The sequence below is a fragment of the Plantactinospora sp. DSM 117369 genome, from assembly GCF_053764795.1.
This window is the reverse complement of record NZ_CM132446.1, coordinates 7,358,356-7,374,189: the sequence shown is the minus strand read 5'-3', so window position 1 is coordinate 7,374,189 and position 15,834 is coordinate 7,358,356. Positions and strand designations below refer to the sequence as shown.

General features: G+C 73.6%; 15 protein-coding genes. 8 read left to right on the top strand and 7 right to left on the bottom strand.

The features are described from left to right. Positions 1-87 precede the first annotated feature (87 nt). Genes ACSMXO_RS31150 through ACSMXO_RS31140 form a run of 3 tightly spaced genes read left to right on the top strand, consistent with a single transcriptional unit; the run spans position 88 to position 3,133 of the window. Positions 88-1,233: an AAA family ATPase gene (locus ACSMXO_RS31150; RefSeq protein WP_346258931.1), complete on the top strand. Its 1,146-nt coding sequence runs from the start codon at positions 88-90 to the stop codon at positions 1,231-1,233. Beyond that, complete coding sequence (locus tag ACSMXO_RS31145; RefSeq protein ID WP_455414892.1) at positions 1,209-2,186, top strand: DUF58 domain-containing protein; 978 nt, start codon at positions 1,209-1,211, stop codon at positions 2,184-2,186. Before ACSMXO_RS31150 ends, ACSMXO_RS31145 begins: the two co-directional genes overlap by 25 nt. Next, positions 2,183-3,133 carry a VWA domain-containing protein gene (locus tag ACSMXO_RS31140; protein WP_455414891.1) on the top strand — a complete coding sequence of 317 codons (951 nt, stop codon included), beginning with the start codon at positions 2,183-2,185 and terminating at the stop codon, positions 3,131-3,133. The genes ACSMXO_RS31145 and ACSMXO_RS31140 overlap by 4 nt, the downstream gene beginning before the upstream one ends. A 161-nt stretch (positions 3,134-3,294) precedes the next feature. Here ACSMXO_RS31140 and ACSMXO_RS31135 read toward each other — a convergent pair whose 3' ends face one another. From ACSMXO_RS31135 to ACSMXO_RS31115, 5 genes are all read right to left on the bottom strand, one after another. Continuing rightward, on the bottom strand, positions 3,295-3,468 hold the full coding sequence (locus ACSMXO_RS31135) for a hypothetical protein (protein WP_346258928.1): 174 nt from the start codon (positions 3,466-3,468) through the stop codon (positions 3,295-3,297). 432 nt (positions 3,469-3,900) lie between these two features. Continuing rightward, positions 3,901-5,160: an acyltransferase family protein gene (locus tag ACSMXO_RS31130; RefSeq protein WP_455414890.1), complete on the bottom strand. Its 1,260-nt coding sequence runs from the start codon at positions 5,158-5,160 to the stop codon at positions 3,901-3,903. A gap of 20 nt (positions 5,161-5,180) precedes the next feature. Further along, positions 5,181-6,128 carry an alpha/beta hydrolase gene (locus ACSMXO_RS31125; protein WP_455414889.1) on the bottom strand — a complete coding sequence of 316 codons (948 nt, stop codon included), beginning with the start codon at positions 6,126-6,128 and terminating at the stop codon, positions 5,181-5,183. A gap of 207 nt (positions 6,129-6,335) precedes the next feature. Continuing rightward, positions 6,336-7,001: a response regulator transcription factor gene (locus tag ACSMXO_RS31120; RefSeq protein WP_346258925.1), complete on the bottom strand. Its 666-nt coding sequence runs from the start codon at positions 6,999-7,001 to the stop codon at positions 6,336-6,338. Positions 7,002-7,128: 127 nt separating this feature from the next. After that, positions 7,129-8,409 (bottom strand): sensor histidine kinase, encoded by a 1,281-nt coding sequence (locus ACSMXO_RS31115; RefSeq protein WP_455414888.1) that lies wholly within the window; start codon positions 8,407-8,409, stop codon positions 7,129-7,131. Between the two features lie 158 nt (positions 8,410-8,567). Between ACSMXO_RS31115 and fabG the strand changes: the two genes are divergently transcribed. The 4 genes from fabG (at position 8,568) to ACSMXO_RS31095 (ending at position 12,272) form a co-directional block, all read left to right on the top strand. Continuing rightward, positions 8,568-9,272 (top strand): 3-oxoacyl-ACP reductase FabG, encoded by a 705-nt coding sequence (fabG, locus tag ACSMXO_RS31110; protein ID WP_346258923.1) that lies wholly within the window; start codon positions 8,568-8,570, stop codon positions 9,270-9,272. 115 nt (positions 9,273-9,387) lie between these two features. Next, positions 9,388-10,161, top strand: coding sequence for an enoyl-ACP reductase FabI (gene fabI, locus ACSMXO_RS31105; protein WP_318399352.1), 774 nt, complete (start codon positions 9,388-9,390; stop codon positions 10,159-10,161). A gap of 78 nt (positions 10,162-10,239) precedes the next feature. Then, positions 10,240-11,268: a ferrochelatase gene (locus tag ACSMXO_RS31100; RefSeq protein ID WP_455414887.1), complete on the top strand. Its 1,029-nt coding sequence runs from the start codon at positions 10,240-10,242 to the stop codon at positions 11,266-11,268. A gap of 224 nt (positions 11,269-11,492) precedes the next feature. Then, the gene (locus tag ACSMXO_RS31095; RefSeq protein ID WP_346258921.1) at positions 11,493-12,272 is read left to right on the top strand and encodes an HAD-IIA family hydrolase; all 780 of its coding nucleotides are present in this window, start codon (positions 11,493-11,495) and stop codon (positions 12,270-12,272) included. A gap of 107 nt (positions 12,273-12,379) precedes the next feature. Here the strand turns inward: ACSMXO_RS31095 and ACSMXO_RS31090 are convergent, their stop codons facing one another. Together ACSMXO_RS31090 and ACSMXO_RS31085 are read right to left on the bottom strand one after the other, a co-directional pair. Continuing rightward, entirely contained in the window at positions 12,380-13,726 is a 1,347-nt protein-coding gene (locus ACSMXO_RS31090; RefSeq protein WP_455414886.1) for a hypothetical protein, read from the bottom strand. A 394-nt stretch (positions 13,727-14,120) separates the two neighbouring features. Next, on the bottom strand, positions 14,121-14,912 hold the full coding sequence (locus ACSMXO_RS31085; RefSeq protein WP_346258919.1) for a hypothetical protein: 792 nt from the start codon (positions 14,910-14,912) through the stop codon (positions 14,121-14,123). A 100-nt stretch (positions 14,913-15,012) separates the two neighbouring features. On the opposite strand from ACSMXO_RS31085, the gene ACSMXO_RS31080 reads away from it, so the two are divergent. Next, positions 15,013-15,831, top strand: coding sequence for a DUF3097 domain-containing protein (locus ACSMXO_RS31080; protein ID WP_455414885.1), 819 nt, complete (start codon positions 15,013-15,015; stop codon positions 15,829-15,831). Positions 15,832-15,834: the final 3 nt, after the last annotated feature.

The window sequence follows — 15,834 nt, the reverse complement described above, 5'->3', positions numbered from 1 at the left end:
CTTCGCGGTCTCTCAGCTCGACGTGCGACGCTTGGGGGCGTCGGCTCGCGCCGACCCCTGATTTCCTGACCCCGCTGTGGAGGACCGGTGGCCCAGCCGACGACGCCCGACACCCCGACCCCGCCCGACGTCGGCGGTGCCGTCCCCACCGTGGGCAGCACCCCGGCCGAGGACGCCACCCTGCTGGAACGAGCCCTCTTCGAGGTCAAGCGGGTCATCGTCGGGCAGGACCGGATGGTGGAGCGGATGTTCGTCGCCCTGCTGGCCCGCGGGCACTGCCTGCTCGAAGGGGTACCGGGGGTGGCCAAGACGCTCGCGGTGGAGACCCTGGCCCGGGTGGTCGGCGGTACCTTCGCCCGGGTGCAGTTCACTCCGGACCTGGTCCCCGCGGACATCGTCGGTACCCGGATCTACCGGCAGTCGAGCGAGAAGTTCGACGTCGAGCTCGGGCCGGTCTTCGTGAACTTCCTGCTCGCCGACGAGATCAACCGGGCACCGGCCAAGGTGCAGTCGGCGCTGCTCGAGGTGATGTCCGAGCAGCAGGTGTCGATCGGCGGGCAGACCCACCGGGTGCCGAACCCGTTCCTGGTGATGGCCACCCAGAACCCGATCGAGCAGGAGGGTGTCTATCCGCTGCCCGAGGCGCAGCGGGACCGCTTCCTGATGAAGATCATCGTCGGCTACCCCACGGACGCCGAGGAGCGCGAGATCGTCTACCGGATGGGGGTCAGCGCCCCCGAGCCGGCGTCGGTCCTCACCCCGCTCGAACTCGTCGGGCTGCAACAGAAGGCCGACAAGGTCTTCGTGCACAACGCCCTGGTCGACTACGCCGTACGCCTGGTGCTGGCCACCCGCGCACCGGCCGAGCACGGGATGCCGGACGTGGCCCAGCTCATCCAGTACGGCGCCAGCCCGCGCGCCTCGCTCGGCATCGTCCGGGCCACCCGGGCGCTCGCCCTGATGCGCGGCCGGGACTACGCGCTGCCGCAGGACGTCCAGGACATCGCCCCGGACATCCTCCGGCACCGGCTGGTGCTCAGCTACGACGCGCTGGCCGACAACATCCCCGCCGACCACGTCGTCGACCGGGTGATGTCCACCATCCCGCTGCCCTCGGTCGCGCCCCGGCAGAACGCCACCCCCGCCCCGCCGAACGGTTCCGGACCCGTCCTCGGGCCCGCGTCCGGGGTGCCGGCGGCCAACCCGGCGTGGCCCGGGCGCCCGCCGGCATGATGTCGGCGACCGACAGCAGTCCGGCCCGGGCCGACGCCGTACTCTCCCGGTTGCAGTTGCTGGTCACCCGCAAACTCGACGGGCTGCTCCAGGGCGACTACCTCGGCCTGCTGCCGGGGCCCGGCACCGAGGCGGGGGAGTCCCGGGAATACCGCCCCGGCGACGACGTACGCCGGATGGACTGGCCGGTGACGGCCCGGACGACCGTGCCGCACGTCCGGCGTACGGTCGCCGACCGGGAGCTGGAGACCTGGCTGGCGGTGGACCTGTCGGCCAGCCTCGACTTCGGCACCGGCCGCTGGCTCAAGCGGGAACTCGTGATCGCGGCGGCGGCGGCGATCACCCACCTGACCGTGCGCGGCGGCAACCGGATCGGCGCGGTGATCGGCACCGGCCCGCCCCGGGACGGCCGGACCGGATCCCCGGCCACGCCACCGGGAGTGCTGCGGTTGCCCGCCCGGCCGGGGCGCAAGGAGGCGCAGGGACTGCTCCGGACCATCGCCGGCACGCCGACCCGGCCGGGGCGGACCGACCTCGGTCTGCTGGTCGACGCGCTCAACCGCCCACCCCGGCGGCGCGGGATGGCCGTGGTGATCTCCGACTTCCTGGCCCCGCCGGAGCAGTGGGGACGCCCGGTACGCAAGCTCGGGGTCCGGCACGAGGTGCTCGCCGTCGAGGTGGTCGACCCGCGGGAACTGGAGCTGCCGGACGTCGGGGTGCTGCCCGTCGTCGACCCCGAGACCGGTGAGCTGCACGAGGTGCAGACCGCCGACCCACGGTTGCGGCGCCGTTACGCCGCCGCGGCGGCCGCCCAGCGTGCCGCCATCGCCCACCAGCTGCGGGCCGCCGGAGCGGCGCACCTGCGGCTGCGTACCGACTCCGACTGGCTGCTGGACATGGTGCGCTTCGTCGCAGCGCAGCGGCACGCCCGTACCCGGGGGACGACACGATGATCCGTTTTCTGCAACCGTGGTGGCTGCTGGCCGTGCTGCCCGTGCTGCTGCTCGCCGGGGCGTACGTCTGGCGGCAACTGCATCGCCGCACGTACGCGATGCGGTTCACCAACGTCGAGTTGCTGCGCACCCTCGCGCCGAAGGGGATCGGCTGGCGCCGGCACGCCCCGGCGGGGGTGATGCTGCTCAGCCTGCTGATCCTGGCCACCGGGATGGCCCGGCCGGCGGTCGACACCAAGGAGCCGCTGGAGCGGGCCACCATCATGCTGGCGATCGACGTGTCGCTGTCGATGGAGGCCGACGACGTGCCGCCGAACCGGCTGGAGGCGGCCCAGGAGGCGGCGAAGCAGTTCGTCGCGGAGCTGCCGCCGACCTACAACCTCGGGCTGGTCGCCTTCGCCAAGTCGGCCAACGTGCTGGTACCGCCGGGCAAGGACCGCCCGGCGGTGACCCAGGCCATCGACGGCCTGGTGCTGGCCGAGGCTACCGCGACCGGCGAGGCCGTCTTCACCTGCCTGGAGGCGATCCGGTCGGTGCCGGCGGACGGCGCCCAGGGCATCCCGCCGGCCCGGATCGTGCTGCTCTCGGACGGCTACCGGACCTCGGGGCGCTCGATCGAGGAGGCCGCTGCGGCGGCGCAGGCGGCGAACGTGCCGGTCTCGACCATCGCGTTCGGCACCGATTCCGGCCAGGTCGACATCGGTGGCCAGGTGCAGCGGGTGCCGGTCGACCGGCTGGCCCTGGCCGAACTCGCCGAGACGACCCAGGGCTTCTTCTACGAGGCGGCCTCGGTCAACGAGCTGAAGCAGGTCTACCAGGACATGGGCAGCTCGATCGGGTTCCGTACCGAGGCCCGGGAGATCACCCAGTGGTATGCGGGGATCGCGCTGCTCTTCGCGCTCTGCGCGGCGGGGCTGAGCCTGCTCTGGACGTCCCGCCTGGTCTGACGGGCGGGCGCCGGCCGGGGCGGGGACAGGTGTGCGGACATACCCGGTCGGTGCCGGTCACCGGCCCGGCCGGGTACGTGCGGACGGACGACTGCCGCTCGGACGACCGTGCGGACGGCGCCGGTGGACGGGGTCGACGGTCGGCCTGGGGGTGGCGGTCGTCACGGGGTCGCGCGGACCAGGATGAAGACCAGCACGACCCAGGCGGCGGCGAGGGTGAAGCCCAGCGGGGCGACGTAACGCTGCATGATTCTGCTCTCCGGGTGGCGACTGGAGACCTCCCGGGCCGGCGCAGGGCCGGGCGGGGTGTCTCGGGGATCAGTGGACGCGCACACGAAGTCGTGACCGGGCGGCTCCACACACCTCGGCTCGGCGACAGCCGTCGGATTCGCACAGCGGGGACGGCACGCCGGCAGATGCCGGAGTGGTCCGGGGATGCGGTGTGGAGCGGAACTGGGTCAGTCGGCGGGAGATGTCACGGCTCAGGCGGACTGACCAAGGACCCGGCCACGACTGGGAGGATCGCTATTTCGCACAGCGATCACCTCCATCTGTCGACCGGACCTGGAACGTGAGTCATCGTACACCCGGGGAGCCCGGTGGCCGCAGTCGGCCATTCGGGTCCCCGGGTGTCGGCACTCCGACCGTTGCCGGGCGCGGATCAGGCCCCGCTGCTCGTCACTGAACCCTTTCAGCCTCCCCTTGGGTCCGTCGTGGCCGCGGGTGGAAGTCGGGCGCATGCGCCGCGCGGTTCAGGTGGCAAGGGTTCACTGTCCGTGCCGGTCCGGGACGCCCGGAAGCGTCCCGGACGCCGGCCGCTGGCCGTCGCGGTGCCGCCGCCGGTCGCCGCCGGCCCGCCCGACCAGCACGGACAGGACCAGGACCAGCAGCGGCAGCCAGGCCAGCCGGGCGGCCACCCAACCGGGCCCGTCCGGCACCGTGTGCAGTCCGGGTACCGGACCCGTGCCGGCCAGCCGGGCGGCGAGCGCGGCCAGCGCGGTCACCCCGAGCAGGGTGCTCTGGTGCCACAGGTAGACGCTGATCGCCACGGTGTTGAGCCGGTTCACCGCGGCCCACCGGCCCGGCCGGGCCAGCGCGCCGGCCAGCACCGGCCGGACCAGCAGCGCCGCGCCGACCTGGGCCAGCGCCAGGCTGACCGCGAACAGTGACGGCGGGTCCAGGTTGGACATGCCGTCCCCGGGTACCCCGACCGCGCTGAGCGGATAGCCCGCCCAGCCCAGCCCGGCCATCCCGGCGGCACCGGCCAGCAACAGCCCGACGGCGGTCCGCCGGCCGCCGAGCCGGCCGTCGGCGAGGGCCATCCCGAGCAGGTACGGCAGCAGCCAGCCGGCCAGCACCGCGACCGGTACCCGCCACACCCCGTCCCCGGGCAGCGGTACCGGCCAGCCCGACGGATCGCCGCTCCGCCCGGCCAGGTCGCTCAGCGTGACCAACGCCACGGCGGGTACCGCCAGCCGGACCGGCCCGTACCGGTCCAGTGCCCGGGCCAGCGGGGCGGTCGACGCGATCAGCACCACCAACGGCAGCAGGAACCACAGTGGACTGACCACAAGCGTGGCGACGGTACGCAGGGTGCCCGCCGGAGTGCCGAGCAGGGCGGCCACGGCCAGCACCGCCAGCCAGCCGCCGAGCAGCAGCAGCACCGGCCGGCCCAGTCGACCGAGCCGTTGGCGCAGCCACCGTGCCGGGCCGAGTCCCCGGGCGGCGGCCGAGCGGAGCGACCGGGCCGAGGCGTACCCGCTGACGAAGAAGAAGAGCCCGAGCGTCTGGAACAGCCAGGTCACCGGGACCAGCGCCGGCATCGCGGCCAGCGGACTGGCCGTGCGCAGCGCGCCGTCCGGGCCGAGTACCAGGGCGGTGACCAGCCAGTGCCCGAACACCACCCCGCCGATCGCGTACGCCCGCAGCCCGTCGATACCCCGGTCTCGGCCGCCGCCGTCCGATCCGACCCGGGAGGACGGGTGCGGGGCCGCGCCGTCGGTTCGCCGCCGTTCGAGGGGGTTCATCGATCGCCGGTCGAGGACGCTCACCGGGGGGTCACCGCCGTCCCGGTGGCAGGGCCGGCCGTGCCGGTGGTCGTCCCGGCCACGCCGAGTACGACCACGGCCGCCGCGTGCCGCGTCGCGCTGCCCGGCACCAGGTAGCCGTCGTGGCCGGTCACCCCGTCCACCGGCAGCGGCCGGGCCCCGAACTCGGGGCTGGCCGGCCGGACGCCGTGCCCGAAGCCGAACACCCGCACCGGGGGCAGCCGGCGGATCCAGTCGTCCAGCGCCTCGGCGGCCCAGACCCGGGCTCCGGTGCCCAGCGCGGCGGCGCGGTCCACGCCCATCCCGATCCCGGCCAGCGTCACCAGGTCGGTCACCTGCGGCGGCACCTCCGGTGCGGCCAGCCCGACCACCAGCGCGCCGTAGCTGTGCCCGACCAGCGTCACCGTCGCGTCGGGGCGGTGCCGGGCCAGAGTCCGGGTCAGCTCGACCAGGGCGTCCGCCCCGGCCCGCGCGTGCTCCGAGCGGGCCGCCGCCCGGCCCAGCCCGTTCGGCGGGTCATAGCCGAGCCAGGCCAGCACGGCCACCCGGGCACCCGGCCGGGTGGCGCGGATCTCGTCGTACAGGGCGCGGGCCTGGGCGGCCGGGGCACGCCGGCGTATCCCGCCCAGGCCGCGGTCGAAGTCCCGCAGCGTGCTGTCCACCCCCGGCACCAGCACCGCGATCCGGTCGGCGGTGCCGAGGTCGCCGAGCACTTCCACGGCCAGCCCGTCACCGTGCGGATCGAACGCCAGGAAGGAGCGGCCGGCGGCCACCCAGCCGGCGTACGGCGCACCGGCCGTCCGCATCGCCGCCGCCACCGCCGGGTACGCCTCGACGAACCCGGCCCGCGCCACCGCCACCTCGCTCGCCCCGGCCGGCGGCGGCACCATCAGCCCCAGCGCGAGCAGCCCGGCCACCGCTCCCCGTACCGCCGGTCGCCACACCATCCCGATCTCCCTCCGATCGCCTTCGGAGCAGAGAATGCGTGGTCGGCATGGGTTGCCGCGTCACGCCACGGGACGGCTTTCGGCGGGCTACCCGGGGACTACCGCAGGGCTACCGGGGGACGACCCGACCGGTGCGGGCCGCCCGCCGCCCGGAGGCGTACCGCGCCGGCTCGGCAGACCGGGGGTACCAGCCGGCGGACCGGGGAACTAGTCGCCGGCGGTGACCAGCCCGGACTCGTACGCGACGACGACCGCCTGGGCCCGGTCGCGCAGGTCGAGCTTGCTCAGGATCCGCCCGACGTGGGTCTTCACGGTCTGTTCGGCGACCACCAGCTCGGCGGCGATCTCGCCGTTGGAGCGGCCCCGGGCGATCAGCCGGAGCACCTCGGTCTCCCGGGGGGTGAGCCCGGCCAGGCTGACCGGCCGGGGCCGGTCCCGGCCGGGCCGGGCGGCGAACTCGGCGATCAGCCGGCGGGTCACCGCCGGGGCGAGCAGCGCGTCCCCGGCCGCGACCACCCGGACCGCGTGCACCAGGTCGGCGGCCGGGGCGTCCTTGAGCAGGAAGCCGCTGGCGCCGGCCCGCAGCGCCTCGTAGACGTAGTCGTCGAGGTCGAAGGTGGTCAGGATGAGCACCCGGGGCCGGTCCGCCTCCGGCCGGTCGCCGAGGAGCTGCCGGGTCGCGGCCAGGCCGTCCAGCACCGGCATCCGGACGTCCATCAGCACCACGTCCGGGTCGAGCCGCCGGGCCGCGGTGACCGCCTCGGCGCCGTTCGCCGCGTCCCCGACCACCAGCAGGTCGGGCTGGGCCGCCAGCAGCGCCCCGAACCCCTGCCGGACCATCGCCTGGTCGTCGGCGATCAGCACCCGGATCATCGCGGACCTCCGTCGTGCTCGGCGCCGGCCGTCCGCACCGGACCGCTGTCAACCGCCCCCTGCGGTCCGTCCCGGCCGCAGGTGGAGGTCGGGGCGGGTACGTCGCGCGATTCAGGTTGGCGAAGGTTCACCGTTCGGTCGGCTCCGGGTCGTAGGGCAGGTGCGCGGTGACCACGTACCCCTGGTCGTCGGTCGGGCCGGCCCGCAGCCGGCCGCCGAGCAGCCGGACCCGCTCCCGCATCCCGGTCAGTCCGTGCCCGGCGGGGCCGGCGGCGTCTCCCGGGCGGCCGGCGCCGGGACCGGCCGGGTCGTTCCAGACGCCGACGGTCAGCGCCCGGTCGTCCGCGTCCACCGACACCCGCACGGCGGTCCCGGGAGCGTGCCGGGCCGCGTTGGCCAGCGCCTCCTGGATGATCCGGTACGCGGCCAGCCCGACCGCCTCCGGCACCGGCCGGCCCTGCGCCGGCTCCGGACCGGTGGCGACCGTCACCGCCATCCCGGCCCGGCGGGCCGCCTCGACCAGCTCCGGTACGTCGGCCAGCCCCGGCTGCGGCGCGGTCTCCGGTGCCGCCGACTCGCTGCGGAGTACGCCGAGCAGCCGGCGCATGTCGACCAGCGCCTCCCGGGCCGACCCGGCGATCGCGGTGAACTCGGCCCGGGCCGGCTCGGGCAGCTCCGTCAGCCGGTACGGTGCGGTCTCCGCCTGCACCGCGATCATCGACATGTGGTGCGCGACCACGTCGTGCATCTCCCGGGCGATCCGGGTCCGTTCCTCCAGCACCGCCCGGCGAGCCTGCTCCAGCTCGCTGCGCTCGGCCTGCTCGGCCAGGGCTCGCTGGCTCTGCCGGCGCCGCCGCACCTGGTCGCCGACGATCAGGATCGCCAGGAAGAGGAGGGCGACCCCGTGCGCGTTCGCCTGGGCCGGCACGAACAGGTACACCGGCAGCACGCTGAGCAGCCCCGCCCAGGCGGCGATCCCCAGGCTGGTCCGGGCGGCCAGCACCAGCAGGACGAAGAAGAAGGCGATGATCTGCACCGGGCTCCACGGCCAGTCCTCGTCCGGCAGCGCGCCGATCACACCGAGGTAGAGCAGGGGGTAGCCGAACCGCCAGGCGAGCAGCGGGCGGAGCGGGGCCAGCACCGCCGGCAGGGTCCCGCCGACGCCGAGCCCGATCGCCAGCCATCCGGGCAGGTCCCGGGTGTCGGTGAGGTACTGGATGCCGGCGATGGTGATGCCGACCAGGGCGAAGACCAGCACCGGCGCCAGGAACGGCCGGGCGCTCCGCCACACTCGCCGCCACCTGCCGGGCGGGCCGAGCGGCGGGGACAGCGGAAAGTCCGCCCCGACCAGCAGCCGGCGCAGGTCGTCCCGGCCGACGCGCAGGACCGCAGCGGTGCCGTTCTCCATCAGGGGCAGGGTACGGGTGCCGGAGCCCGACCGTCGTCACCCCGTGGCACGATTCCGCCGGTAGTACCCGGGTAGCACGCCACCCGGGTTACGGATTACCTGCCGGTAGCGCCTAGTCTCCAACCCGCACGTCCGTACCGTCCGTGAGGAGGACATCCGTGGCCCGAACCGTGCTGGTGACCGGAGGCAACCGGGGCATCGGCCTGGCCATCGCGCAGGCCTTCGCCAAGCAGGGCGACCGGGTGGCGGTCACCCACCGGGGCAGCAACCCGCCCGCCGACCTGTTCGGCGTCCGGTGTGACATCACCGACAGTGCCCAGGTCGACGAGGCGTTCTCGGCTGTCGAGGCGGAGTTGGGCCCGGTCGAGGTGCTGGTGTGCAACGCCGGGATCACCGACGACACGCTGCTGCTGCGGATGTCCGAGGAGCAGTTCACCCGGGTGGTCGACGCCAACCTGACCGGCGCGTTCCGATGCGCCAAGCGGGCCTCCGGCAAGATGCTCCGGGCCCGGTGGGGCCGGATGGTCTTCGTCTCCTCGGTGGTCGGCCTCTCCGGTGGCGCCGGCCAGGTGAACTACGCGGCGAGCAAGGCCGGCCTGGTCGGGGTGGCCCGGTCGATCACCCGCGAGCTGGGCAGCCGCAACATCACCGCCAACGTGGTCGCGCCCGGGTTCATCGACACCGACATGACGGCGGTACTCACCGAGGAGCGCAAGGCGGAGATCCGCAAGTCCATCCCGGCGGGCCGGATGGCCAGCCCGGACGAGGTGGCCGGGGTGGTGGCCTGGCTGGCCTCCGACGCCGCCGGCTACGTCTCCGGGGCGGTCATTCCGGTGGACGGCGGCCTCGGCATGGGGCACTGACCGGCCCGGGCCCGGGGCACCGACTGGCACAATCGCCCAGGCGCCGTGATCGGCCGGGACGGACCCGGACCGGCCACGGGACGCGGGGGACCACGAGGGTATGGAGGATCTTCACGTGTCTGGACTGCTGGCCGGCAAGCGGCTGCTCGTCACCGGTGTCATCACCGACCAGTCGATCGCGTTCTCGGTCGCGAAGCTCGCCCAGGAGAACGGTGCGACGGTGGTACTCACCGGCTTCGGCCGGATGTCGCTGGTCGAGCGGATCGCCAAGCGGCTGCCCGAGCCGGCCCCGGTGATCGAGCTGGACGTCACCGACGCCGAGCAGTTGGCCAGCCTGGCGGACCGGGTCCGCGAGCACGTCGACGGGCTGGACGGGGTGGTGCACTCGATCGGCTTCGCGCCGCAGAGCTGTCTCGGCGGCGGCTTCCTCGACGCGCCGTGGGAGGACGTGGCGACCGCGGTGCACGTCTCGACGTACTCCTACAAGGCGCTCGCGGTGGCCGCGCTGCCGCTGATGAGCGCCGGTGGCGCGGTGGTCGGGCTCACCTTCGACGCCACCAAGGCCTGGCCGGTGTACGACTGGATGGGGGTGGCCAAGGCCGGGCTGGAGTCCGCCTCCCGCTACCTGGCGCTGCACCTGGGCCCGAAGGGGATCCGCAGCAACCTGGTCTCGGCCGGGCCGCTGCGCACCATGGCGGCGAAGTCGATCCCCGGCTTCCAGCAGTTCGAGGAGGCCTGGGCCGAGCGGGCCCCGCTGGGCTGGGCACTGACCGACCAGGAGCCGGCCGCGCGGGCCTGCCTGGCCCTGCTCTCCGACTGGTTCCCGGCCACCACCGGTGAGATCGTGCACGTCGACGGCGGCTACCACGCGCTCGGCGCCGCGATGTGAGGAAGGCCCCGTCCGTCCGGCGCTGCCGGCGGGCGGGGCCCTGCCGGCCGGCTCGGCCGGGGCGGGAACAATGGTGGCATGTCGTACGACGCCGTTGTGTTGATCTCGTTCGGTGGCCCGGAACGGCCGGAGGACGTCCTGCCGTTCCTGGCCAACGTCACCCGGGGGCGGAACGTGCCACCGGACCGGCTGGCCGAGGTCGCCGAGCACTACCAGCACTTCGGTGGCGTGTCGCCGATCAACCAGCAGTGCCGGGACCTGCTCGCCGCGATCCGCGCCGACTTCGCCGCGCACGGGCTCGACCTCCCGGTGTACTGGGGCAACCGCAACTGGCATCCGATGCTCGCCGACACCGTGGCCCAGCTCCGCGACGACGGCGTCACCTCGGCTCTCGGCTTCGTGACCAGCGCCTACGGCGGCTACTCCTCCTGCCGGCAATACCTGGAGGACATCGCGACCGCCCGGGCGGCGGTGGGCCCGGACGCGCCCCGGATCGAGAAGCTGCGGCAGTACTGGGACCATCCCGGGTTCGTCGAGCCGCACGCCGACGCGGTGGCCAACGCGCTGGCCACCCTCGACCCGGCCCGGCGGGACAGCACCCGGCTGGTCTTCACCGCCCACTCGATCCCGGTCTCGATGGCCGCCTCCGCCGGACCGCAGGGCGGCCGGTACGAGGCCCAGCTCCGCGAGACCGCCGCGCTGGTGGCCGAGCGGGCCGCCCCCGGCCTGCCGTACGACCTGGTCTGGCAGAGCCGCTCCGGTCCGCCCCAGGTGCCGTGGCTGGAGCCGGACGTCAACGACCACCTGCGGGCGCTCGCGGCCGACGGCGTCACCTCGGTGGTGGTCAGCCCGATCGGCTTCGTCTCCGACCACCTGGAGGTGGTCTGGGACCTGGACACCGAGGCGGCGGCGACCGCCAAGCAGCTCGGCCTCGACTTCGTCCGGGCCGGTACCCCGGGCACCGACCCGAGGTTCGTGGCGATGGTCCGGGAGCTGGTGACTGAGCGGCTTAACCCGGCCGACACGGCGGCGCGACGCCGGCTGGGTACGCTGCCCGCCTGGGACACCTGTCCGGCCGGTTGCTGCCAGCCGGTCCGGCGCCCCTGACCCCATCCGCTAGGAGAGCCATGAACGAGAGCAGCCCGCACGCCCACCGCAGCGGAGTGTCGGCATGAGCGAGCGTAGCGAGGGAATCGGCCAGCTCGGTGTGGGTGTGCCTCATGGCGGCACGGAGCGCAGCGGAGTGTCGGCATGAGCGAGCGTAGCGAGGGAATCGGCCAGCTCGGTGTGGGTGTGCCTCATGGCGGCACGGAGCGCAGCGGAGTGCCGGCATGAGCGACAGGAAGCCGGTGGAGAGCTGGCTCACCGACATGGACGGGGTGCTGGTGCACGAGGGGCAGCCGGTGCCCGGCGCGCCCGAGTTCGTCCGGGCACTGCGCGCCTCGGGCAAGCCGTTCCTGATCCTCACCAACAACTCGATCTACACCGCCCGGGATCTCCAGGCCCGGCTGAACCGGATGGGCTTCGACGTTCCCGAGCATGCGATCTGGACCGCCGCGCTGGCCACCGCGCAGTTCCTGGCCGACCAGCGCCCCGGCGGCACGGCGTACGTGATCGGGGAGGCCGGGCTGACCACCGCGATGCACGCCGTGGGGTACGTGCTGACCGACTTCGCACCCGACTACGTGGTGCTGGGCGAGACCCGGACGTACAGCTTCGAGGCGATCACCAAGGCGGTCCGGCTGATCGACGGCGGGGCCCGGTTCATCTGCACCAACCCGGATCCGACCGGCCCGTCCGCCGAGGGTGCCCTGCCGGCCGCCGGTTCGGTGGCGGCGATGATCTCGAAGGCGACCGGGGTGGAGCCGTACTTCGTCGGCAAGCCGAACCCGATGATGATGCGGTCGGCGCTGAACACCATCGACGCGCACTCCGAGACGACCGCGATGATCGGCGACCGGATGGACACCGACATCCTCTGCGGGCTGGAGGCCGGGTTGCAGACCGTACTGGTGCTGACCGGGATCAGCACCCGGGCCGAGGCGGAACGCTATCCGTACCTGCCGTCCCGGATCGTTTCCTCGGTCGCCGACCTGATCGACGAGATCTGAGCCCGGCACCGACCGCAGCACGCCACCTTCGCGGTGCGCGAGCGCGGGGTCGGTGCCGGCTTCTCCGTCCCGTGTGGCCGGCTCTGTCCAGACGGTCGTGGACCGGCTCAGGCCATTGCGGGCCCGGCCGGATTCAGACCGTCGTCGGCCGGATCTGTGCGCTCCCGGCTGGCCGGACCGCTGCGCGCCTCGTCGGCCGGACCGGTGCGCGTTTCGTCGGCCGGACCGGCCGCCTCCGTGCCGGCTCCGGGCGCTGGTCGACCGGGCTGGTCCGGCCGGACCGGCGTCGGTGACGGCGGCCGGTCCACGGGCCGGGCGGCTCCCTCCGTGCCGGGCCGGCCGGACCAGCCGGCCGGAAGCGCCGCCACGATGGCGTACCCGAGGGCGGCGGAGACCAGGATCCAGACCGGGATCATCAGCCGTTCCACCTCCGAGTCGACCGGCTTCGCGACGAGCATCGCCAGCCCGCTCAGCCCGGTACCCAGCCACAGGAAGGTGAGGTGTCTGGTGCGGATGACGAAGATCAGCGCTGCGATTATCACCGCGATCAGGGGAAGCGGGGAGACGATCATGTGTTCGAGAGCGCCCGGCCACCATAGGAGGTTTCTCTCCCAGAGCCAGGTGTACGGCTCGGGAGTGTCCGGCCGGATGTAGTGGGTGGTCGCGTAGTCCTGGATGGCCTCGCTCAACGACGGCAGCTTGAGGGCCGCGCTGAGCGCGAACCAGCCGACCAGGGTGGCCAGGCCGAGCCCACCGGTGAGCAGCGCGCCGCGCCGGTTCGGGAACCGGGTCAGCAGCGCGCCGAGGCTCGCGGCCAGCAGTACCAGGGCCATGGCGACGCCGTTCGCCGACTTGGTGGAGAAAGTCCAGGCGAAGCCCGCGAGCGCGATCGGTATCCCGCTGAACCGGTTCCGCCAGAGCAGCATCGCGCCGATCAGCACGGCGAGGCAGCCGACCATCATCGCACCGTCGGCCAGCATCCGGGTTATCCAGAAGCCGGTCGGCAGTGCATAGACCAGGGCCGCCGCGATGACGGAGACCAGGCGTATTCCGAAGGCGAGCCAGACGGCCAGATAGGTGAGCAGGCCGACGCCGACCGCGATGATCAGCGTCGCCGCGGCCATGCCCTGCCAGAGGCCGAGGATCTTCACGAACGGTACCGCGAACAGCGGATATCCGGGCCGGCTGTCGAAAATCGCGATGTACCTGGGAGAAATGCCTGCCTGGGGATATCCGTTGCGACAGGCGCGGGGCATTCTCCGCTCTTTGGCCGAACGGTTGATGTCGCGGCACACCTGAAAGGATGCCTGGGCCGACGCGGTCGCCGGATCGGCGCCGGCGAAGATCTGCGCCTGCCGCATGTACCAGTAACTGTCGCCGGAGGAGGCGATCCGGCGGGGGTCCTCGTAGCGGGCCATGCAGAGGGCGCTGGCAATGACCAGGACCAACAACACCCAGCTCAGTTCGACGACGGAGCGACGGTTGAACCACTGTCGCCGGGATCCGGGAGGATTCGCGGAGGAGGTCTGTGCGAGATCGATCGTATTCGGGGTGCCGCCCATGGAACGAGGACCCTACCGCACCTTTGTATCCGGGATCTTTCCCCGTCGTCCCGCCATCCACGAGCCGGTCGGCCTACCACGAAACAGGTCCGTACTCGGCAATTACGCGGATGTCGGCGCATTGAACCGGTTTCAACCCGATCAACGCGCCACTGGCACTTACGGCGGACGTAAGTGCGGGTTGGAGGGGTCGGGATCGTTCGGAGAAGCCGGTCTCCTCGCCGGTGCGGGCCGGCGGGCCGATCACCGCAGCTTGGGCGACGGCTCGGCGGAACGGACGGCGACCTCAGACCGAGAGCGGGGCGTTGCAGGCCGCCACGACCGCCCGGCGGCAGGCGGCGGTGAGCGGGCGCAGCGCGGCGTCGCGCTGTTGTGCCTCGTAACCGTTGACCGAACCACCGGGTGCGGCGTGCTCGGCCAGCGCGAGCACCTGGTCCAGCACGCTGGCCCGGGCGAACAGCCGGCGGGAGCGCGGGTCGAAGCCGGGCGGCAGGTCCATCCCGTTGTCCGGGCGGCGCAGTGCGGCGAGCGCACCGGCCAGTTCCGGACGCCACTGCGCGACGTCGAGCCGGGCCAGCGCCGCGGTCGCCTCGGCCAGGGTCACCGCCAGTTCGGCCTCGGCCTCGGCCGCACCGGGATTGCCCAGCGAGGCGGCCGGAGCGGTCTCCGGCAGCGGATAGACCCGCCAGAGCACCGTCTCGAACGTCACGCCGGACCCGCTGGTGTGCGTGCGTACCTCGGGAATCACGCCCAGGCCGCGGGCGACCACCGCCTCGCCGGCCAGCAGGGCCGCCGAGGCGAACGGGCCGGGACCGGGGAGCCCGCGCGGATCGCCGGGAGCGGGCAGCACCAGCCGGATTTCGTCGGGCGAGAGTTTGGAGAAGGCGGAGAGCGCGTCGCGCAGCGGTATGTCGGTCCAGGCGCCGGGGGCGTCGGCGACGAGGTGCTCCTCGCCGGCGGCGATCTCGTCGGCGATCTCGTCGTACGGCACGAGCCCGGCACGCCATGCGCGTACCCAGGCCACAAAGCGGCTGGACCGGCGCGCCACGAGAGTCGCCGCGCCCGTTGCGGGGGACATGCGGCTAGGGTACGTGCTTCCTGTGTCGGCTGTCTCGGGTGCGGGCTCGGCGGCGCGTCAACGCCGACCGGCCGGCCGCGAGCGGCTAGCGTCGCCTCCCATGGGGAGGATGTACGGCGACGACGTGCTCGCCGGGGACTGGCGGCGGCGCAAGGTGATACCGGAGGTGCCGGCCGAGGCCGACCTGGTGGTCGAGGACGCCGACTCGGGGTTTTGCGGCGCGGTGGTGGGTTTCGAGTCCGGTGCGGTGGTGCTGGAGGACCGGCACGGCCGGCGGCGGAACTTCCCGCTGCTGCCGGCGGCGTTCCTGCTCGACGGGGAGCCGGTGACGTTGCGCCGGCCGGCGCCGTCGGCGGCACCGGCGCCGCGCCGACGGACCGCCTCCGGATCGGTGGCGGTGGCCGGGGTACCCGCCCAGGTGGCCAAGGCCAGCCGGATCTGGGTGGAGGGCGTGCACGACGCGGCGCTGGTGGAGCGGATCTGGGGCGACGACCTGCGGATCGAGGGCGTGGTGGTGGAGCCGTTGGACGGCATCGACGCGCTCGCGTCTCGGGTCCGCGAGTTCGGCCCGGGCCCGGAACGGCGGCTGGGGGTACTCGTCGACCACCTGGTGCCCGGGTCGAAGGAGAGCCGGATCGTCGCGGCGGTCACCTCGCCGGACGTGCTGGTCACCGGCCACCCGTACGTCGACGTGTGGCAGGCCGTGAAGCCGTCGGCGCTCGGCATCCGGGCGTGGCCGGTGGTGCCGCCGGGACGGCCGTGGAAGGAGGGTGTCTGTGCCGCCCTCGGGGTTGCCGAGCCGGCCGAGATGTGGCGGCGCATCCTCGCCCGGGTGGACAACTTCCACGACGTGGAGACACCCCTGATCAACGCGATGGAACGCCTCATCGACTTCGTCACGGCCCCGACCGCGCCCTGAGCT